We start from the raw sequence: 19,903 nt of genomic DNA on the forward strand, positions 1-19,903 counted from the left end.
CTCTCTCCACACTTCGGGCTGTACTGGCGTTGCTCACATTGCTTCAGGTGTCCAAGAGCCCGTAGCGCAGGCGTAGCGGGCGCAGGATGTCCAGGGTGCGTGCCTCGTTGTCGGCGAGCCGAGCGAACTCAGTGACCCGTGTCAGCTCACGGGCGACCATTCGGCGTTCGGTCTCGTGCTGCAGATCGCTTGCTCCGTCCGGTGGGACGACGATGAAGTCGACGATGTCAGCACGTTCCTTCCCAGGGGCCTTGCGCAGGACGCGACCTCGGCGCTGGATGAACTGCCGCGGGTTGGAGGAGCTGGCGAGCAGGTAGGCAGTGCGTGCCGCCGGCACGTCGACGCCCTCGTCGAGGCATTTCATCGACAGCAGGACCTGAAGTTCTCTGCCAGCGGCGAATCGGCGCAGCAGATTCTGTCGCTCACCGCGCCTAGTTTCGGCGGTGTACGGAGCTGCGGGCATACGCAAGTCCTTGCCGACCAAGGACAGCGCCTGCTGAAGTTGGGTCGGCTCATCGATGTCGTCGGTCTCGTAGGCCAGGGGATGCCGACCCTCGGCGCAGTACAGCAGCTGGTACCAGTCGTCGCGGCGTGCAGTGATCTCACGGCGCAGGGCAGGCAGCTTGGCGCGTGCGTGCCCCAGGATGTTCGAGCGCTTGCGCAGGAGCTTGCCGAGCGGGCTGTCGTCGTCCGTATCGTCTGAGAAGCCTGGGGCCGCGATGATCCTGGCGATCTTCTCGGTCACCTCCGCATAGAGAAATGCCTCCTCGTCGTCCAGCTCGACCAGGACCGGAGTGTAGGTGTAGCGGCAGAGCGCGCCCGCGCGGATGGCGTCGCCGATGCCCATTTCGAAAACGACATCGCCAAAGTAGTCCGTCAGCGCGGCAGTGCCTTGGTCGTCGAACCAACGCTCCGGCGTGGCCGACAGCCCGAGCCGGTAGCCGGCTGAGGCGGGAAGCTTCTCTCGCAGGCGTTTGGCGCCAAGATTGTGACACTCGTCCGCGATGACGAGCAGGCGACCGCGGTAGCGGGCCAGGATTCCCTGCAACGGGTCTGCAGCGAAGGTGGTGTTGGTGGTGACGATGACGCCGCCCTTCGCCGTCCCCAGCGCGAGGGCATCGAGGAGTGACGAGGCTCTCCCGTACCAGCTAGTGGTGGACTCGTAGGCGCGGACCGGCTGCATGCCGAACCACGCAATGTCCCTTGACCACTGGTCGACCAAGTGCTGATAGGGGGCGATGACGAGGGTCAGCAGCGGTTCGTCGCGGCTGCGCAGCATGCGGGTCAACTGTGCTGCGGCGGACAGCGCAGTCAGCGTCTTGCCCGTGCCGGTGGCCATGCGCAGGATGCCGCGACCACCTTTGGCGAACCACCGCTCGACGGCCTGTTTCTGGTAGCCCCGCACGGTCAGCTCGCCGGGGATGACGAGCCGTCCGGATGCCTCCGGGCGGGGCAGGGTGATGACAGCACCGTCCATGGTCGGCAGCTCGGGCTCAGTCTGAGATGCGGTGCGGTTCGCGCACTCCTCGATGACTCCTTTTACCGCCGCGGTGAAGTCGATCACCCGTAGCAGCGGGGTTCGATCGTCCCAGAGATCTTCGAAGTCCTGGCTGATCCGTACGGCGCGTGTGCTGTCTCCAGGCTCCCAGGTGCGGAACACCTCAATGGACTCGAAATTGCCGACCAGTCCTGGCATGGTCTCGTTGGCGCTACCTTTGAAGGCCACCAGGTCGTGTCCGTCGCGGAAAATCCCGATCTTCTCGTGGTAGATACCGATCCTGTCGCCCGAGCTGATGTATGCGAGCTTGATGTCGAGTCGGCCGTCCGCCACGAGCAGGCCGAGCTTGCCAAGCCCCCGGGCTGCCCGCGGGTCCTGAGTTGCCTGCTCGATGTCGCGCAGAGCCGCCTGCTCCAGCACGGCACGCAACTCGTATCCGGCTTGTATCTGCTTCACGTCCTCTGCGTTGAGCTGTGGGGAAGCGACGATGCGCATTGTCCCGCCGCGAGCCGCGAAGTCATCTAGTCCCCGGCCGAGCACGGCCAGCACCGAAGCGCTGAAGTATCCGACCGCCCGGTCGTAGGAGGTAGCAGCGGCCAGGGCGGGGACGTAGAAGTCGCGGGCGATGTCGCAGCGGTCGCTGCGATAGTCAGCGAGCAGATCGGCCGCACGGAGCACGGAATCCTGTCTGTTCATCACAGCCCCATGAGATCGATCAGGTCGTCCGGTGACGGTCCATCATCGTCAGGGCTCTCAGCACTGCTGTCGGCTGAGGCCCGCTCGTCGTTCTCTTCACGCCGGATGTCGCTGAGACGACGTACCACGCCGCCACGCGCAGTGAAGGGAGGGGAAGAGGCGACCTGACGCACGCTGGATTCGTTGATGGTGAACTCGCGGGTCAGGATGGCGACCAGCTCGTCTGTCGGAATCGAACCGTTAGCCAGGTCCACCTCCTCCGTGACGAGTTCCTTGATCGTGGTGTATGGGCGCAGGCCCCACTCAGTGAGCGCCCAGGAGTCCACGTCGCTCCGTACGAATCGGGAATCCCTGGGCAGCTGCGCTTTCAGCGAGCGGATGTTCACGTCGGAGCCCATGCGATCGACTAGCAGTTTCGAGTCCAGTGGATGGCCGAGCTCGTTGAGCACGTTCCAAGCTCGGTCGTTGAGTGTCTCGCGACGCGAACCGCTCCCGGCGGCGGAATCAGCATCAAGCGTGCGGGCAGGTGCCGCAGAAGCATCGCTAGAAAGGGCATCGTCAGGCAGCTCCCAGCCGTCGGCTCGCGCGACTGCGGCGAGGATGCGTGCCATCAGCGTCCGCAATGGCTCGGGAAACTCGTCGCTGTCGCGCAGTAGATCGGCCAGCTGCTCGCCAGGCCGATGCTCGCAGGCGAACTCGCGGAGCTGCTCGAGTACGTCATTCAACTCCGACGTCGTCGCATCGCCAGACTGCGCGGGAGTCGGGAGAGAGTCCCCGTGCCTCTGGGCGGGCAACCCACTCAGAGTCTCTTCCACGGACGCTGCTTCGGTGGCGGTCCGTGGCGGAGCTAGTACGTAGTCGCCCTCCATCGCTGAGGCGCCCGTGTGATCGGTGACGGGCTGGGAGGTTCCGTCGAGTTCGACCTGGCGGCCGTCTATCAACCGCAACCCGCAGTAGCGGAGCCACTCCTCTGTGGCCTTGAGGGACTCGCTAGTGCCTTCGATTAGCCGTCTGGTTGCGGCCCAGGACAAGCACTCTCCCGCTTCTAGATCAAGTGCGTCTCGGGTGAGCTTGCGCATTTCGTCGAGCGAGCCGCTGAACAGCCACTCTCCATCTATGCTCCCGGACCAGTGAAGAGCGACCAAGAGCTCAAGCACCATCACATTGCTGCCCGGCAACTTGACTGCGAGCCAGGGATGTTGCTCAAGCAGGTCGCTGCGTGTGACGGGGGCCACCGTCGCAGTGCTGAACAGCGTCAAGGCGGAACGGATCCCCGTGGAGTCCGAAGCCGCGGTCTCCAGCCGCTCGGGCAGTTCGTCAAGCAACCGCGTCATCCACGGCCGCATGGTGCGGTAGCGCGCGGCAAGCTCATCGACCGGCAACGGGGACACTGCACACAGATACAGGGTGATTAGATCTTGCTGTCGAGCGTCCAGACCGACGAACCACTCACAGATCGCGGTGTCCGGCTCTGCGCTCGAACTTGATCCTGCTGCTGCCGGCACCGGGGACTCCTCGGTTCGGTCCCGCTGCGGGAACGTGACACCCGCGCGCACGAGAGCGGCGAGGACTTCGCGCTTTATCTCGATGCGGACCTTCGGCAGGTTGAGGATGTCCATCGCGGCCAGTTGCCCCACTTCGCCCAGCGTCCTGCCGCCCGCCGCTTCCAGCACTTCCAGTGCCCTCGCGTCCAACGCCAACTCCGCCGTCGGCATGTCCTTAGGCAGAAAGGGAAGCAGGAGGAGCAACTGCTTCTCGTCCAGCAGCACTGAACCACTGCCCCAGCAGAGGAAAGACGCGAACAAATCGAAGACGTCGTCCATGTACGGACGCCGCAAGCTTGTCTCTTCCGGCGTCTCACGCAGCCACCACTGCGCTGGCCCTCCCAGCCTCTGGAGTGCGAGCAACTCCTCGGGCGCCAGCTGATCCAGCCACGGCAGCACGACCTGCCACGTCGGCGTGGGCGACGAGAACGAGGGCGACATCTTTCCTACCTTTTACGTGCCAGTGGAACATCTACCGGAGTCGGCGGAGAAGACTGAAACGGCCCCCGCCGCCGAACCGCGGCTCACTCACCAAGCAGGTCGTCCACACTGGTCACCGGCTCATCCTCGGCTCCCTCTGCGCTTCCCGCAAGGTCCTCGGCATCGCCGGCAGCGTCGTCCGGCTGCTGCGTGGGCACGCCTTCCTGGGCGAACTGAGCCAGCCAGCTCTTGTACGGCTCGTCGGTGCCGTAGAACCACTCCTTGAGCGCACGTCCGAGCGCAGCGCGAGCCGTCTTCTCTGCCTCTGGCCGCAGCTTCGTGTCGTTGGCCTCGGGACTGCCGGTCTTGAGCGCCTTGAACTGCTGGTCCTGGCACAGACCCAGGTAGAGGCCGCGTGCTGTGCTGAGCACGTCCTCAAACACCGCCCGATTCACGACCCATGGAGCCATGTGAGCCCACGCCTCAGGCGTGTCCAGCACCTGGAGCCAGAAGTACCGGAAGTAGACCGCCTGCGGGGTGTCCATATTGGCGATCTGGTTCAGGGGGTGGCTGACCTCGGTCTTATTGAATGCGAGCCGACGGTCCTTGGCCTTACCTGATTCCAGAGCGAAGTAGGCGTTCCACGCTGCCACAAGCGCATCAGCGAACTGCGGTAGATCGTTGAGATCGGCACCGCCAGACTGCTTCTTGCGCAGCTCCCACAGCGACCCGAGGGTCATCATCATGCCCAGCTGGCAGGCATGCGTATTGAACACAGCGTACGCGGCCTTCGACTTCTTGAGCGCACCAGTGCGTCCGGAGTCCAGATAAGCCTGAGCCCGGTAGGTCTCGAAAGCCTCTTCGCGACCCTTCAACGCTTCCCAGGCGCGGATCACGTCGGACTTAGTCGCCTTCGCACCTGCGGCCTTCTTCTCCAGGTAGTGCTCGTAGCTGTCTCGCAGCGTCCAGAACACGCCCACCCCGCCGAACAGGGCGTCGTGGGCGAGAGACAGACCCGTGTCATCGACGTGCCACTCATCCTTCGACTGCGTCAGCGCCTTGGCGTGGGCAGCGTAGGGGGCGGTCTTCGAGAGGAGGGTGAGGATGGCCCGCCCCCAAGTAGCCGCGAACCGGTCGCTGATGACGTCCAGCTGCCCCAGGGGAAACTCAGTGTTACCGATCTTGTCCCGTTGGTAAGTGAAGCCGCCATCCTCGAACTGATCAGGGAAAAGACTGAGGACGTCCAGCTGTTCCTGCATGAAGGTGTCTAGATCCGTCTGGCTGAGCCGGCCTCCGATCTTCTGCGCGACGTTGTTCAGGTACTTCGGGGGCCCGAAGACGCAACGGTCCACGGCAAATTTGAGGAGGTGGATGTTGGTCAGCACCGACCACCGGGCCGGTCGGGTGGAGTTCACCTCCGGGTTGTCGTACTCGACGGCGTAGATGGGCAGCAGAGAATCACTGGTGTCGTTGCGTAGCTCGCTGAGCATGCGGCGCGTCAGCACGTTGCTCAGTTCGGCATCGGACAGCAAGATGATCCGCGATTCGGAGGGCGGACGCGCTTCCTTGTTTACGTCGACAAAGAGCTTACGGGCTGCCTCATGGGGCTTTGCCTGCTCGCCCGTCTCTTCAGGGAACCAGCACACTGTCACTGGAACCTCAATGCGGCTGAGGTCTACATCGCCGAAGTCGCGGAGGGCCTGGATGACCTGATTCTCGTAGAAGGAACGGAAGCGTCCGCCTACCCCGGAGTTCTGCCAGCTCTTGGTCATGGTGCGCTCCACTGCCAGCAGGGCCATGGCACGGTGCTGGCCGTCAAGGACCACGAGCTGCGCCTTGGAATCGTCCCACCACAGCTTGCCGAGGTTCGCCGAGTGGAGGCGGTCGTCGGCACCGACCAGACGCTGGACACGGAAAGACGCGCCCGCCTGCTCCTGCTGCCAGCGGGCACCGTCGTCCTCGACCACGGACTGCTGGCCGAGAGACTCGAAGAACGAAGGGCGCTTGCTGCGGAAGGGCAGCAGGACCGCGACGATCGGTGGGAAGAACGCTGGCCCAGTGGGCTTGAGATCCAACAGGTAGGGGATGAGGTTTACCGCGACCCGGTGGTCGTCCAGATCGCGTTGCAGGAGCTGGTTGAAGTCCAGGTCACCTGCTTCCATGACCTCACGGACCGGCGCGAGGCTCTTGGTGAGCCGCCGCTCGGGTTCGTTGGTCTCCTCGCCAAGCCGGGCCTTGGTCATGATGTAGTCCACGCGGCCGGCCGGCGTGGCGAAGGTGCCCCACGTCCCCTGGACGTAGTTGTGGAAGGTGAGCTTGGTTCCTGAGCCGAACATCGTGTCCTACTGCCTTCCGAGAATCGGCGCGTACAGCCGGTGGAGCAGCCATTCGGCTGACTCTGCGGTGTTTCGCAGATGCTTGATGGTCACAGCGTTGTCCGCTTGGTCGCCTAGGTCGATGACCCAGGCTTCGAGGTGGCCCATGGCCATATTGCGAGCGGCTGCCCGCGCGCCGAAGGTCTTTCCCTTCGTCCGGACGGTCTCCGCGTCCTCAGGGTGTTCACGCAGCCAGTCGTACGCCTTGGTGAAGTCACGGCGGTGGGTGCGTAGGCGCTCGCGCAGATTTTCAGCGACACCGATGTACAGGGGCGAGGAAAACACCGGGGACGCCATCTCCAAAATGGTGGCCATCACCCGCCGTCTTTCCTCGCTGGCCAAGGAGTTCATTAGTATCGCGAGACGCTTGTCCTCCTCCGCAGAGGCAGCGTGGCTTCCCTCGTCCGGATCACGCAGGGGAGTGTCGAGTTCGAGCTCGCCCTCCCATGCGACGCCGTACGAACCGCGCCCGCGCAGAGCGATGGGCAACGGCTCGTAGTAGCCGGCGTACTTTCTGAGCAACCGCAGGAAGCCCTCGATCGCCTGATCACCCTCCGGGCTGGGCTTCATCTTCCAGTCATGCGGACTAGCTCGAAAGCTCACATACCAGGCGTACAGCCCAGGGGTCTCAGGTGCCTGGTCGACGTCCAGCATGGAGTAGTGACTATGCGAAAGAGCATTGGTCAAAGCCGGAATTCCCTTGCTCATACCGCGCTTCTGGACCCGCTCACCCGGGCTGAGCGCCACCGGGCTGGAGTGCAGGCTACGAGCCGGTGGTCAAATGTGCAGGTCGAGTTGGTGAGGTAGACGACGTCAAAGGGTGCTGCGCATGAGCCCGGGACAGGTTGACGGCGCTCCGCTCAGTAACCGGTCGGCTACCACGCGGAGCGCAGCAAAAGATCTTGCAGCCTGTGCGCACTCGTGATCAGTCCTCCCCCGACGCGAAGGCGTCCCCGCGGCTTGCACCTACGGCCTTTTGTGAAAAATTATCGTAAGCGACACCACTGACACGCGGGGACCCATCGGATGGTTCCCCTCTCTGTACGGCACTCGCGGGATTTACAGCGCGGTGGGCGGGCGCGAGACCAGCCCGGGCCCAGCAGCGCCAGGAGAGCATCGCTTACTCACATGCGATCGGCCCAGGGCAGAAGGCGGTGGTGCCGCCTTCTGCCCTGGGCCGGTCATGTGCCCGCAAGTGGGGTCTACTCGCAGGCCGAGCCGACGAGCTCGCGGATGGTGCGGATCTCCTGATTACCGGCGAGGTAGCCGATGCCGCGGTGCAGGTGGATCGTCAGCGTTCGGCTCAGGGACTCGTCCGTCAGCGGTTCGCCGTCGACCGCGCAGCGCTGCCGTAGCAGTGCGAGGTAGATGTCCCCGTACGTGCCCGCGAAGGTTTTCCAGGACATCTCGACGTTCGAGTCCGTGATGATCTCCTTGACCAAGGGGGCAGAGGGCTCACGCAGGGACATGGCCAGCGCCCAGCGGCAGAGGACGTTCCAGTTCTTGATCCCGGTGGTGCGCTTGAGCCAGACCAGCTGATCACGTGCTGGCTGGGACAGGCGGATGGTCTCAAGCGACATGCGCTGCTCCGGAGGTCCACCAGTAGCCCGGCTGCACGGATGTGGTGAACGTGGTGTCGTCGTGAACGAGGGTGTAGGTGTGAGCGAGCGAGGACTTGAGGCGGCCTAGAAGCCGCTCGTCGATCTCCTCATCAGTGGACAGCAGCAGGACCTGGTGGCTGGCATGCGGGAAGTAGCGGTCCACCAGGTGCTCGCGATGCCGACTGTCGAGTCGTCCAAGGGGGGTGTCAATGACGCTGGGAAGCCAGTTGCCGGCGACACGGGCGAGGCCCCACACCAGGGAAACCGCCAGTAGTTGGCGCTCGCCGGCGCTGAGGCGTCCGGGGTCGAGAGGCTCGCCATCGGTATCGATCAGGGTCAGCCGGTAACGGTCCGTGTCAATGCGCAGGTCGCTGACAAGACCTCGCTTACGCATCAGCTTGGAAAAACTGTCCAGGACCGCGACTTCGAGCCTGTTGATGTGCCGGTTCAGCAGAGCGGCACCGAACTTGTCGAGAACAGCGCGCTGTCGGTCGCAGTAGGCGATGACGCGTGCCACTTCCTCGGCCTTGACCAAGGTCTTGACCCGCGCTTCGTGGGCTCGTTGCAGCTCGGCAGTCAGCGCCTCGCGACGGCCCTTATTGGTGCTGTGCGCCGCGAGGGCACTGGCCAGGTCTGCCTCCAGCTGGTGAACCCGATGCAGTGCCTGTTCCCGCTCGGCAATCCGGGTGGCAATTTGCTTCTCATCCGGGACGCCGGCCAGCTGCCGGTCCAGCGCCTCGGCCGTAGCTGACTGCTCTGCGGCTTGAGAGCGCAACTCCCTGCCACGTCGAAGCTCATGAGCCAGGACCTGGTCGATGCCTGCTAGCTGGGCATACCCGTCAGGCGTGAGCTCGAGAATGCGCTCGGCACTTCCGGCGAGCTCACGCTCACTGCGGTCCCGCTCCAAGTGGGCGCGGAAGACCTGCAGATCATCGGTGGACAGGAGCCCATTTAGCCGGTCAAGGATGTCGCCGTCGCGGTCAGCAAGGACGCCAAGAATCTGGGCCGATTCATCGGCCTGTTGTTCGGCGATCGCCTGCTTGTGGGCAGCATTGAGATGGTCGCCCACGAGCAACAGTGGCAGGGGACCAGCGGCGAGGTCAACCAGGGCTGCCTCGGTGGCCGCGAGTGCCTTGGCGACATCCTTACGGCGGTTCTCCAGTTCCCGGCGGCGTTCGTAGAGCTCTCCGCCATCCTGTTGGAAGGAATACTCGGCGTTGTCCAGGACCACCTTGGCCGCGTCAAGGCGGGACCGCAGCTCGGCAACCCTTGCGTTGGTGGCGTCGACCTCCTCTTGGATGGTGTCGTGCCGGGCTTCCAGGGCGCGGATATGGGCGACCGTCTCTTGTTCCTCGCCGGTGAGTTTCTGGCGGCGCTGCAGCGCAAGCAGATCGGTGCGCAACTGCTGGACGGTGTTCACGCCAAGCAGGGAGTGCACAGCGGACTCAATGACGGCAGAGGCGCGGTCCGGGTCGGCGAGGGATTCAATCTTCTCCCCGTCGAAGAAGAAGAGGGAACCGATCTCCAGGGGAAGCAGGTCTTCCACGTGGTCGGCCCAGTTCTCGCTGATGGCCTTGCTGAAGTTGCCGTCGACGAGCACATTGACGTACTCGTGCAAAGTCTTACCGCTGGTGGCCCACTTGCGGCACACCTTGTAGACGCGCTCCTCGCCTTCGACCGTGATGGCGAACTCAAGCTCGATCTCGGCGCCGGTGGCGGGGTCGGCCTGGCGGTTGATGCACTCTCGCAAATAAGCCTCGTACGGACGGTTGCCGCGCCCGCTGCAGCGGGCGCGGGGTCCGTACAGAACCAACTGCAGGGCATCCAACAGGGTGGTCTTGCCGCAGCCGTTCATGCCGCCGATCAGTACGATCGGCCGGCCGGGGGTCGTGGTGAGGTCGAGAGACTGCTCGCCCCGGTAGGCCCCAAAGTCGTGCAGGGTGATGTTACGCAGGAGCATCGGCGGAGTCTTCGTCCTCGATCAGGGGCAGGCGGTCAGCGATCTCTTCGTTCAGCTGCTTCTTTTTGAGCGCATAGGCATGCGCGTCGGCCTTGTCTTCGAAGAATCCACGCTTGACCGTCTTCTCCAGGGCTTCGAACAGACCCGAGCGGCGCGTCATGGTGCGGAACTTGCGCTCTACCTCAAGTAGTTCACGGGCGGTGGTGAACAGCAGGTCGTCACCATCACATACCTCGCGCAGCAGGTCGATCTCGCCGGCGCCCAGGGCAAGGTGCTCGTCCAGCGGGCGGCCAGGGAAGTCCTCGCCGGTCTCTTCCTTGTAGATGCGCGGAAGCGAGTCCTCGACCTCATGCTTCTCGAAGACCCACAGGCGGCGAATCTCGTGAAGCTCCTCCGTAGTGATCAGCTCAATCCCGCGGACGTACTCGGGGGCGTCTGCTCGTACGCGAGACTGGGCTTCGAGGAGCTGCCGCAGCCAGTCCTCACGAGCCTTCTGGGTGTAGGGGCCATGAACGATGCGCTCGCCGAACAGCTGGATACTGCCGTTCATCTTGCGGAAGTCCCGGAGCTTGTGCTCCTCTTCACCGCTGACATCCAGCTTGTCGCGCAACTTCAGGAGCGGTGCCATCCACACCATCTCCTCGCCGCTATTGACCATGGCAGCCATGGACTTGTCCTGGTCCACAAGCGTGCAGGTCCAGCAGCCGAAGCGGCTGTCGCCGCAGGAAGGCGTTGAGTCGTCCACTACCAGGGGGCACTCTTGGTCCTCTGTGGCGCTCTGGTACATGGTCAGCAGATCCTTGTTGGGGTGCCCCCAAGGGTTGGGCTGCTGCATGAGGAAGGTCCATACCTCATCGTTGGACCAGTCCTCGATCGGGCTGTAGACGAGCGAGTTGGGCAGGTTGCCGTTGGGAGACAGTCGCTCCTGTACCCGGCGCTTCTCGTGCTTGGCCATGGCCCGGGCCCGAGCCTGGCTCTCCTGCTTGCGGATGCCGAGCACCAGGATGGCCTCGCCGTGCCTACGGACCACCTTGCGGATAAAGGTGTTCGACGGCCGGATCTTCATGCGCTCGGTGCACCAGCGGAACTTCGGGCGAGGCGCCGGGTAGCCGCGCCCGATCAAGTTCACCCAGAAAGTGTCCTGAACCTTGGGGGTGAGGCGGTTCGGCTCGATCGGCAGCTGCTGCTCGACTGCGGCCTGCCGCATGGTCTCCAGGGACTGACTCACCCACGAGGCAACAACCGGGTTCTCCACCAAGGTGTCTGTGCTGATGACGTAGACGGTCTTCGTGCGCTGTTCGGCCGGCAGTTCCTGGATAGCCAGCCACACCAGTTGCAGAGTGGCAGTGGAGTCTTTGCCCCCGCTGTAGCCAATCACCCAGGGAACCTCGTCCGCGGTATAGAGCTCGCGGATCTCCTCCTTGAGGTCGGCGGTCACCTGCGCGAGGCTGCTGCCCTCGAAGGGCACAGCTCGTCGGGTCGCGGTACTCATGACTCTCCTCGCTGATAAGCATCTTCGGCGCGTTGCTCTTCAGGGCTGAGCCTGAGCTTCAGCATGCGGCGAAGATAGGTCACGGTCAAAGTGACCTGGGCGTGGCTCTTGGAGACCCGGCCGCCGATGATCGCGCGGCCCTCCCAGTCGGTATTGGTACGGGACCAGTCGACCGCGGCAAGCTTCTTCAGGCGCGGTTGCCATACGGTGTCGTCGACGGATTCACGCAACAAGCTGTTGCCGACACGTCCCAGGGCGTGCAAGGCGATGCCGTGGCTGTGGATGTAGTTCTGACGCACGTCGGGAGCGGTCATGCGGCGATCGCGGACCATCGCCCACTCGGGGATGAGCGTGTCAACGTATTCCCAGAACGCCTGGGTCAGCACGGCTGCCTCGTCACGTTTCAGCTCCAGCCCCTGGAGCAGGGACTGATTACCCGAGTGCAGGGCGCTGAGCGTGAATAGCTTGCGCGAACGTGCCGACAGCGTGCTGCTCTCCATCTCGACGTGTTGCTTGAACACCGAGGACTTCAGGGCCAGCAGCCGGGTCAGACTGGCAAGATCGTCACGCTGGTCGTAGAGCACGCCGATCGAGCGCGACGGGCGCACGGCGTGCCGGTTCAGGTCGGCGAACATCTGCTGGGAACGCCCCAGACCCGCGTCGTGGAAGAAAACGACGGCGATCGTCTCGTCACCCAGGTCGGGGTTCTCTTTGAGTGCGAGCTCGATGGCAGCGCGGCGGTGCTGCCCATCGTTGATCAAGAAGCGCGCCGCCATCGGCACGCGGATCTGCCCGGCGCGCATCCCAGCGCCCTCGCTCGCAATGCCCTCAAAGGCGATCTCGCCATCGATCGAGGCAGTGAGCGCACTAAAAACATAATCGTCTGGATTGTCCAGAATGTACCGAGTGAGCGCTGGCAGTCTGCCCTTGTTGAGAACGCGCTGCGCGCGGACCTCCGGGGCGATCTCATCGTCATCGAAGACGAAGATTTTGGGGATCAGCCGGAGCGGACACATCGAAACGAAGAACTCTCGCCCCGCCTGAACTCCCCTGATGGCAGGAAAAATGTACTCGAAGCCGACAAACGTCGCCCCCCCTGCCGCCTGAGCTCCTCGTTGATCGATCACGGCGGTATCGTACGTGATCTCAGTGACGTACTGGACGGGATTCTCGTAGAAGTGAGTAATGATGTCGGTAACGTACCTTGATGCTGCCGCGACCACGCGCGTCGATCCACGCGTCGCTGATGTCGTGCTCCACTGGATGACCGAAGACTTTGGTAACGCTGGCAGCCGTACTCACGAGTACGGTACGCGCGCCAAGAAGGCGGTACAGCAGGCGCGTACGCAGCTCGCTGCACAACTCGGCGCGCCAGCCGAAGAGTTGATCTTCACAAGCGGAGCGACTGAGAGCAACAACATCGCGTTGCTCGGGATCGCGCCGCACGGCGAGCAGACCGGGCGCCGGCACATCATCACCTCGGCCATCGAGCACAAAGCGGTCCTCGAACCACTCGAGCACCTGCAAAGCTGCGGTTTCGAGGTCGACTTCCTCAAGCCCGACCAGCACGGCAGGGTCAGCGTCGAAGCTGTCCGCGAGCGCCTGCGTCCGGACACCTTGCTCGTGTCGCTCATGCACGTCAACAACGAGACGGGTGTCATCCAGCCCGTCAGCGAACTCGGCCGAATCCTCCGCGAGACGTCCACGTACTTCCACGTCGACGCCGCCCAAGGTTTCGCCAAGCTCCCGGAAGACCTCATCGCGCCCATCGATCTGATCAGCATCAGCGGCCACAAGATCGGCGCCCCGAAGGGCATCGGCGCGCTGCTGGTCCGTCGACGCGGCTGGGACCGGCTCCCGCTACAGCCTCTGATGTTCGGCGGCGGCCAGGAGCGCAAGCTCCGCCCGGGTACCCTGCCCGTCCCGCTGATCATGGGACTGGCGAAGGCGGAGGAGATCTTCCGCAAGGAGCACCAGCAGTGGCTGGCCGGAGCGCAGAAGTTCCGCGAGCAGCTCCTCGCCGGGCTCGCTGGCACTCGCTACCACGTGAACGGCGACCCCGAACACTCCGTGCCGCACATCCTCAACCTCTCCTTCGAGGGCGTGGACGCCGAAGCCCTGATCATCGGCCTCAAGGGCGTCGCGGCCGTGGCCACCGGCTCGGCATGCACCAGCGCCTCCTACACTCCGAGTCACGTGCTGACAGCCATGGGCCTGCCTGATGAGATCGTGTCCAACGGGCTGCGCCTGTCCTGGCTCCCTTCCCAGGTTTATGGGTTCGAGGTCGGCGACCTGGCCGCTGCGGTCAACCAGCTCCAGCCGTAGGGGGCTCCAGCTCTGCATCCTCTCCCAAGCCCTGCGGAGGCGGGATCCCTCTGGGGCTCGCAGGCCGGCGCACCAGTCGGTGCCCGCGAAGAGCGCGCGAGCAGCGCTCCAGCTCGGCTTCCCAGCCCTGCTCGGTTCCGATCAAGTGCGGCTGGTCGTACAGTCCGGCCCGCACTTCGGCCTCCGTCAGCCGCCGGTACTTGGGCACGTCCGGGTCGTCCGGCGCCAGGAACTCATGCTTGCGGTGCAGCAGTGGCCGGTTGGCCGAGTTGTCGTAGGACAGGTGGGTCGTGTCCAGGCTGCGCATCTCGATCGAGTAGGAGGAGTGCAGTCTGGGGTGCGGGTCGGTGTCGAAGTCGGGGTAATCGAGCCAACTGACGGCTCGTCCCTGATGCTTGAGCTTCACCACGGACCACTGCGGCGGGCGGCCGGCGGCAATGGCGGCGCAGTGCTCATACAGTCGCAACACGGTGGGCAGCCTGTCGATGGCGCGGCGGTGCACATAGAGCGCGGTCGGCGTGAGCTTGCCGGCTTCCGAGGCCCGCATCGCGCCGCGTACGTAGGTGTCGTCGCGCAGCTTGAGCAGGAGCCGGTCGGCGCGTTTACATGCCTCCAGGTAGGAGGAGAAACAGGACCGGATGTCGAGTTGGATGGGCAGCGGCAGGGTGCCGAACGGGCCGCGTCCGTTGAACAGCTCCACTGCAAGGAACAGCAACGTGTTCAGCGTGGTGCGCTTGCCACCCGCAGCCATCTTCTCCGGGTCGGCAGAGCGTCGGACCAAGCGCTGGAGTTCGGTACCTTGGAGGTGACTCAACAGTTCTGATAGAGGAACTGACATTTCCTCCAACCGGGGCAATCGGCCCCGCCGCTCGGTGAAGTCGACCACCGCAGCGATAGCGGAGGCGGTGTCCTCGGAGGCTAGCCACTCGGCATCGGGCACGATCCGGCGGGCGAGGTAGGCGATGCGTGCAGGATCGTCCCGGAACGCGTAGACGACTCCGGGCGCTGCGGAGACGCAGCGGACGCCGGTGGTCTCCTGTACGAAGTCGCGCAACTCGCTCGCGCCAAACAGGTGCTGGAAGGTTCCACGTTCGGTCAGGACCCCATCGGCAAGCTGATCGCCGTTCACCTTGTTTCGTTCCCACACCAGGCGGGCCGAGACCACCAGGACCCGGCGACTCAGGGTCCAGGCGCGCAGCAGGGTTTCGCGCCGTTCGGCCGGGTTCTCGATGACGTTCAACACGTAGGTGAGCAGCACCACCTCCGAAGGTTTCTGCTCGCCGTCCGGGAAGAAATGTGGATCCCAGCCAGTAGCGTCGAGCTGCATGTGATGCAGGCTGCGCACGTCGTCTCCACGGCCGCAGCCAAAGTCCAGAACGCTCACCCCGGGCCTGATCTGCTGGTCGATGACGGCCTGCCGGGCAGGCATCGAGAGAGCCGAGCGAGTGATTGCCGTCAGACGACGATCACTGTTCCATACCTCGCGCATCTCACCTCGCCACACACGGATCCTGGCTTCTTTCAGAGAATATTCCCGAGCAACGGGAGATGGGCGACAAGCGCGGCGCGGAGGAGGCGGCCCCGAAACTGTTGAGAAGCTCGGACGAGTCGGCATGCCGGAAATCGGGAAGCAGCTCGCTCCACGGCGGTGTTTCAACAGGAGGCGGCCTCCATCCCGCTCACCAGGTGGACACCGATCGCGTCGTTCTCGGTGACCCTCCGGAAGAGGCCAAGCGACGCAACGCTCCACTCCCGGACCTTCGCCCAGGGCTCGCCCTCACATCACGCCGACCGCGAGCGACGTGCGCACGGGAATCTCCTCGGCCACCAGCCGCGCGGAGAACCCGGCTTCTAACAGCGCCACGCCGGTCGTGAAACCCAAGACTCCTGCGCCCACGACGACGACCGTCACGACTTTCTCCTCACGCCCCAAGCTCTCTGCTCAGCTCCGATGCTCACCGATTGCCCCGCTGGCGATCCCGGTGACCAGCGCGCGCATCGCCGCCTTCGAGAACAGCAGCGGCCGGCGGCCGATGTCCTTGGAGTCGCGCACTGCGGCGTGTTCGCTCAGTTCCGCGACTTCCACGCAGTCGTTCGCACCCCCGCTGTACGAGCTCTTCTGCCACCGCGCGTGCACGAGATCGACGTCGTACGGAGCTGTCGTGACATCGTGCCGGGCGGCCATGCGGGGCGTGCTCACTCTTCGAGCTCCTTGCTGACGCGTGCGATGCGGGTGCGGGTCTCCGACGGGTCGAGGGCGGTGCTCCTCAACTGGTCGAAGATGTCCGTGTAGTTCTCCACATCCTGTGGGGACTCGAGATACACGGAGTTCTTGGGATTCTCCAGCCACACCAGGTCCGGCGTGGGGTGCGGGAACGTCAGGATGACGAACGGGCCGTACAGCCCGGGATGCGCGCCGAGCGAGAACGGCAGCAGCTGCACGGTGACGTTCGGCCGCTCACTCGCCTCCACCAGCTTGCGCATCTGGTCGCGCATCACCTCAACGGAGCCGACCGTCCTGCGCAGCACGGCTTCGTCGAGGATCGCCCAGAGTCTGGCGGGGGTCTCACCGCCCAGGCGGCTGTTCTGCCGCTCCATGCGGACCCTGACCAGGGACTCGACCTGCGGCAGGGACAGGTCCTTCCTCATCTGGGAGATCACGGCACGCGCGTAGTCCTCGGTCTGCAGCAGCCCCGGCACGAGCATCGGCTGATAGCTGGCGAGGTGCGTCGCGCCGGCCTCCAGCGCGAGGTACCCGTCGTAGCGCGTCGGGGTGAGCACCGTCGAGTACTTCCGCCACCAGGGCTTCTGCTGCTCCTTGTCCGCCCGTACGAGGTCGAGCACGTCGGCGCGCCGATGCTCGTCGTCGACGCCGTACAGGTCCAGCAGTGCCCGGACGAGGACCGGCGTCGTACCACGTTCACCGTTCTCGATCCGGCTCAGCGACCCCTGGTTGACCTCCAGTTGGTCGGCGACCTCGGTGAGGGTGAGCCCGGTCGCGTCACGCAGTTCCTTCAGCCGTGCTGCGAGTTGTCGCCGGTACACCGACTGCGGGACCAGGCTTCTCTTCAAGGCCATGCCGGAAGTCTCTCCGTACCGGCGACACCTCTACAACCCATACGGGTCAACTTTACCAGACATATTGCCTAGTTGGTGGTTGCGTCGGCATGCTGTCAGGAGTCGCGCCACGCGTTGGTACGGGCGTGCGCCGCAGCCGACCGATGGGCGAGCTGGCCACGACCTCGCTACCGGCACGCGCCTTCGCGTCGGTCCTTACGCCGCACCAGGAGGGTGGGCCATGCCACGGACAACGCTGCTTCGGCAGCTGCTCCAGCAACGGCACCTGACGACGCACGAGGCTTTCGCCGCCCAGTACGAGCGGGCCGCCGCCCGGCTGGCAGAGCTCGACCGAGACCCCCGCCTGGCGTCCCTCCAGGTCTCTCCGCGTCAGTTCGACCGCTGGTACGGCGGGGAGTTGCTGACTCTGCCCCGTCCTGACGCTTGCCGGGTTCTGGAGCACAGGCTGGGCAGACCCGTGTCCGAGCTGTTCTCCACGGCGTACGCCGGCGACTCCGCGCACGACCGCGACGAGGATTCGAGCACGGGCCAGCAGGCGACGAGTGCTCCTCCGTCGCGCGAGGGCGACGAGAACCCACTGGACATTGTCGCCCGGACCCGGCAGCTCACGGCCAGCAACACCGACGACGCGACGCTCGCCTTCCTCGACTCCTCGCTGGAGGGCATCGCCAGCCGGTACGAACAGGATGGGCCGTACGTCCTCCGTCCCCAGGCCCGCCAGGTGCGGCAGCTCGCCCACACCCTCCTCGACGGCCGCCAGCCCCCACGCACGCGCCGGGAGCTCTTCCGCCTCGCTGCCCGCGCCTCCGGTCTACTCGGCTACATGGCGGTGAACACGGGCGACTTCGCGCTCTCGGAGGCGTACTGCACCGAAGCCCGGGATCTCAGCCGTGAGATCGGTGACCTGGACACCGACCTCTGGGCGTGCGGCACGCTCTCCTTCAGCCTCTACTACGCCGGCCGGTACGACGAGGCGGACGCTTGCGCGGCCGCAGCTGTCGAGCGAGCCCCGCGTCACGCCCAGTCCATCCGCCTGCTGGCCAACGGCCGGGCCCGGGCCCTCGGCAAGACCGGCGACCGGCGTGCCGTCGAGCAGGCCATCGGACAGGCACTCCGTCTCTCCGACCTCCACGAGGTACCCGTCGGGCTGACCTCCTGCATCTCCTTCGAGCCGTACGGACGGGCCCGAACGCTGTCCAACGCCGTCACGTCACACGTGGCGCTGCGCAACACGGCGCAGGTACTGCGCGACGCCGAGCACATCGACGATCTGGTGGAGCACTCGGCCTCCTCCTGGAGCCGTTCACTCGTACGCCTCGACGTCGCCACCGCGCTGCTACAGCAGCGCACGCCCGACATCGAACACGCGATGGCCCTGGGCCGTGCGGCCCTGCGGTTGTGCGGGGAATCACCGATCAGCTCCGTCTACCAACGCTCCCGTGACCTGCATGAGCAGGCCGGGCCGTGGCGTGATCATTCGTCGGTACGCGATTATGGCGACGAGTTCCGGACCTGGAGCTCGCAGCCAGCGGCCCTGGCCATGGCGTCATCCGCGTCGTAGGCGCCGAGGGTGTCGTCGTACTCCGGGGCAGTGTGAAGCCGAAGGAGTACGTCGGGTGTCCCTGCTCAGCGCCGATCCCGCCGCGTTCCCTGCCGAGCCTCCCGCCGACACGCATGATCCGGCGGTCACCGCGGCCCACGACTGGGCGGCGTTCAGCGCACTCGACGAGATGACCGACCATTGGGCGCGCCTGGGCTGGGCGGACGGCAGCCGGGCGTACTACTGGATGCTGACCTTTCCGGATGATCAGCGGCTCGCGGCTCTCGCCGGGCGATGCCAGGAGGAGCTGGCGCCCCTCGGTCTTGACCCGGTGCCTACGGACGGATTGCACATCACCCTCGCCCGCGTCGGAACGCCGGGCCTCGTCACCCCGGGCCAGTTGGACAGCCTGGCGCGGGACGTCGAGGCGCTGCTGCCCTCCGCGTTCTCCGTACGCGCCATGCCGCTGGCCGGCTCCCGCGGCGCCGTCCGGTTGTCACTCGGGCCCTGGGAACCCCTGCTCCGGCTGCACCACGCGCTGGCCAAGGCGGGGAGCAGTGTCGGTCTGGCCCCGAAGAAGCCGACGTCCGCATTCCGGCCGCACCTGAGCCTCGCGTACAACAACCGTCGCCGCCCCGCCGCCCCCGTCGTGGAGGCGGTCTCGAGCCTCCGTGCTCTCCCGGCCGTCGAACTCTCTGTTGCCGCCGTTCAGTTGGTGGAGCTCCGCCGTGAGGGGCGGACGTACCGCTGGGATGTGCGGACGAACGTCGCGCTCGGGTAGCCCGCTGGCGTCCATGGCGAGAACCACGACCACTTCCTTGCCGGTCGCGGTCGGCCGGACGGACCACGTAGAGGCCAACTCCCCGACGAGCAGCAGTCCGAGACCACTACCCGTCAACTCATCCACCGACTCCCCCGCAGAGCGTGCCCGGACCCTGGCGACATCCCGCCCCGCGTCATGGACGCGCAGTACCGCCGCGTCCCGGTAGACCTCCACACACATGCAGTCCGGTCTGCCGACTGTGTGCCTGAGCGCGTTGCCCACGAGCTCCGAGGCGATCAGAACGGCGTCGTCGACCCGCTCCGGCGCGGCACGCCCCTTGAGGAACTCTCGTACGTGTCTGCGCGCGAGGCCCGAAGGCTCGGTGCAATCGGCCAGCTTCACCCAATGACGCCGTACTGGCGTCCGCCTGCAGAGGCGCTCTTCGTCCACCGCGTCCATCGCCGCCTCTCGTTTCCACTTGGCACTGGACCGATCAGCCTCGCCACACCTGAGCCGCGGCGGTACGCCGTGCCTCCGCCTCTTCGCGCGCCGCCGGACGGCGGACGAACGGCGTGCTGACGGCGTACCGCCGCCGACTGCCCTCGACGAGG

The 19,903-nt window shown here is 65.3% G+C and carries 15 protein-coding genes and 1 pseudogene; 3 read left to right on the forward strand and 13 right to left on the reverse strand.

All coding sequences use genetic code 11. From position 1 onward, the window contains the following. Positions 1-43: 43 nt before the first annotated feature. The 8 genes from PYR72_RS22385 to dndB all read right to left on the reverse strand — a co-directional run bounded on the left by PYR72_RS22385 (position 44) and on the right by dndB (position 12,713). Positions 44-2,194 carry a DEAD/DEAH box helicase family protein gene (locus tag PYR72_RS22385; RefSeq protein WP_275456958.1) on the reverse strand — a complete coding sequence of 717 codons (2,151 nt, stop codon included), beginning with the start codon at positions 2,192-2,194 and terminating at the stop codon, positions 44-46. Beyond that, complete coding sequence (locus PYR72_RS22390; protein WP_275456959.1) at positions 2,194-4,179, reverse strand: hypothetical protein; 1,986 nt, start codon at positions 4,177-4,179, stop codon at positions 2,194-2,196. Before PYR72_RS22390 ends, PYR72_RS22385 begins: the two co-directional genes overlap by 1 nt. Positions 4,180-4,262: 83 nt before the next feature. Beyond that, positions 4,263-6,494 carry a DNA sulfur modification protein DndB gene (locus tag PYR72_RS22395; RefSeq protein ID WP_275456960.1) on the reverse strand — a complete coding sequence of 744 codons (2,232 nt, stop codon included), beginning with the start codon at positions 6,492-6,494 and terminating at the stop codon, positions 4,263-4,265. A gap of 6 nt (positions 6,495-6,500) precedes the next feature. After that, positions 6,501-7,241, reverse strand: a complete 741-nt coding sequence (locus PYR72_RS22400) for a hypothetical protein (protein ID WP_275456961.1) — start codon at positions 7,239-7,241, stop codon at positions 6,501-6,503. A 494-nt stretch (positions 7,242-7,735) separates the two neighbouring features. Further along, the gene (gene dndE / locus PYR72_RS22405; RefSeq protein WP_190152734.1) at positions 7,736-8,113 is read right to left on the reverse strand and encodes a DNA sulfur modification protein DndE; all 378 of its coding nucleotides are present in this window, start codon (positions 8,111-8,113) and stop codon (positions 7,736-7,738) included. Continuing rightward, positions 8,103-10,094, reverse strand: a complete 1,992-nt coding sequence (dndD, locus tag PYR72_RS22410) for a DNA sulfur modification protein DndD (protein WP_275456962.1) — start codon at positions 10,092-10,094, stop codon at positions 8,103-8,105. The genes dndE and dndD overlap by 11 nt, the downstream gene beginning before the upstream one ends. Next, positions 10,081-11,586, reverse strand: a complete 1,506-nt coding sequence (gene dndC, locus PYR72_RS22415; RefSeq protein ID WP_275456963.1) for a DNA phosphorothioation system sulfurtransferase DndC — start codon at positions 11,584-11,586, stop codon at positions 10,081-10,083. Before dndC ends, dndD begins: the two co-directional genes overlap by 14 nt. Then, positions 11,583-12,713 carry a DNA sulfur modification protein DndB gene (dndB, locus tag PYR72_RS22420; protein ID WP_275456964.1) on the reverse strand — a complete coding sequence of 377 codons (1,131 nt, stop codon included), beginning with the start codon at positions 12,711-12,713 and terminating at the stop codon, positions 11,583-11,585. The genes dndC and dndB overlap by 4 nt, the downstream gene beginning before the upstream one ends. 58 nt (positions 12,714-12,771) lie before the next feature. Between dndB and dndA the strand changes: the two genes are divergently transcribed. Beyond that, positions 12,772-13,911, forward strand: a complete 1,140-nt coding sequence (gene dndA / locus PYR72_RS22425; RefSeq protein ID WP_275456965.1) for a cysteine desulfurase DndA — start codon at positions 12,772-12,774, stop codon at positions 13,909-13,911. On the opposite strand, the gene PYR72_RS22430 is transcribed toward dndA, so the two are convergent. From PYR72_RS22430 to PYR72_RS22445, 4 genes are all read right to left on the reverse strand, one after another. After that, complete coding sequence (locus PYR72_RS22430) at positions 13,892-15,400, reverse strand: DNA phosphorothioation-associated putative methyltransferase (protein ID WP_275456966.1); 1,509 nt, start codon at positions 15,398-15,400, stop codon at positions 13,892-13,894. The genes dndA and PYR72_RS22430 overlap by 20 nt on opposite strands. A 288-nt stretch (positions 15,401-15,688) precedes the next feature. Next, a complete protein-coding gene (locus PYR72_RS22435) occupies positions 15,689-15,823 on the reverse strand; it encodes a hypothetical protein (RefSeq protein WP_275456967.1) in 135 nt (44 codons plus the stop codon). Between the two features lie 30 nt (positions 15,824-15,853). After that, on the reverse strand, positions 15,854-16,111 hold the full coding sequence (locus PYR72_RS22440) for a DUF397 domain-containing protein (RefSeq protein WP_275456968.1): 258 nt from the start codon (positions 16,109-16,111) through the stop codon (positions 15,854-15,856). Beyond that, positions 16,108-16,989, reverse strand: a complete 882-nt coding sequence (locus tag PYR72_RS22445) for a Scr1 family TA system antitoxin-like transcriptional regulator (protein WP_275456969.1) — start codon at positions 16,987-16,989, stop codon at positions 16,108-16,110. The genes PYR72_RS22440 and PYR72_RS22445 overlap by 4 nt, the downstream gene beginning before the upstream one ends. 220 nt (positions 16,990-17,209) lie before the next feature. Between PYR72_RS22445 and PYR72_RS22450 the strand changes: the two genes are divergently transcribed. After that, positions 17,210-18,550, forward strand: coding sequence for a hypothetical protein (locus PYR72_RS22450; protein WP_275456970.1), 1,341 nt, complete (start codon positions 17,210-17,212; stop codon positions 18,548-18,550). Between the two features lie 55 nt (positions 18,551-18,605). Beyond that, complete coding sequence (locus tag PYR72_RS22455) at positions 18,606-19,310, forward strand: 2'-5' RNA ligase family protein (RefSeq protein WP_275456971.1); 705 nt, start codon at positions 18,606-18,608, stop codon at positions 19,308-19,310. Positions 19,311-19,391: 81 nt separating this feature from the next. On the opposite strand, the pseudogene PYR72_RS42975 reads toward PYR72_RS22455, so the two are convergent. Further along, a pseudogene (locus PYR72_RS42975) lies at positions 19,392-19,751 on the reverse strand (ATP-binding protein); the annotation flags it as partial. Positions 19,752-19,903 lie beyond the last annotated feature (152 nt).

This window comes from Streptomyces sp. VNUA24 (assembly GCF_029167005.1).
Taxonomy (GTDB): Bacteria; Actinomycetota; Actinomycetes; order Streptomycetales; family Streptomycetaceae; genus Streptomyces; species Streptomyces scabiei.

Coding starts and splice junctions, on each gene's coding strand:
- PYR72_RS22445 (WP_275456969.1), bottom strand. CDS start 16,989: ATGGCCTTGAAGAGAAGCCTGGTCCCGCAGTCGGTGTACCGGCGACAA.
- dndD (WP_275456962.1), bottom strand. CDS start 10,094: ATGCTCCTGCGTAACATCACCCTGCACGACTTTGGGGCCTACCGGGGC.
- PYR72_RS22400 (WP_275456961.1), bottom strand. CDS start 7,241: ATGAGCAAGGGAATTCCGGCTTTGACCAATGCTCTTTCGCATAGTCAC.
- PYR72_RS22385 (WP_275456958.1), bottom strand. CDS start 2,194: ATGAACAGACAGGATTCCGTGCTCCGTGCGGCCGATCTGCTCGCTGAC.
- PYR72_RS22395 (WP_275456960.1), bottom strand. CDS start 6,494: ATGTTCGGCTCAGGAACCAAGCTCACCTTCCACAACTACGTCCAGGGG.
- PYR72_RS22430 (WP_275456966.1), bottom strand. CDS start 15,400: ATGCGCGAGGTATGGAACAGTGATCGTCGTCTGACGGCAATCACTCGC.
- dndE (WP_190152734.1), bottom strand. CDS start 8,113: ATGTCGCTTGAGACCATCCGCCTGTCCCAGCCAGCACGTGATCAGCTG.
- dndC (WP_275456963.1), bottom strand. CDS start 11,586: ATGAGTACCGCGACCCGACGAGCTGTGCCCTTCGAGGGCAGCAGCCTC.
- dndA (WP_275456965.1), top strand. CDS start 12,772: ATGATGTCGGTAACGTACCTTGATGCTGCCGCGACCACGCGCGTCGAT.
- PYR72_RS22450 (WP_275456970.1), top strand. CDS start 17,210: ATGCCACGGACAACGCTGCTTCGGCAGCTGCTCCAGCAACGGCACCTG.
- PYR72_RS22390 (WP_275456959.1), bottom strand. CDS start 4,179: ATGTCGCCCTCGTTCTCGTCGCCCACGCCGACGTGGCAGGTCGTGCTG.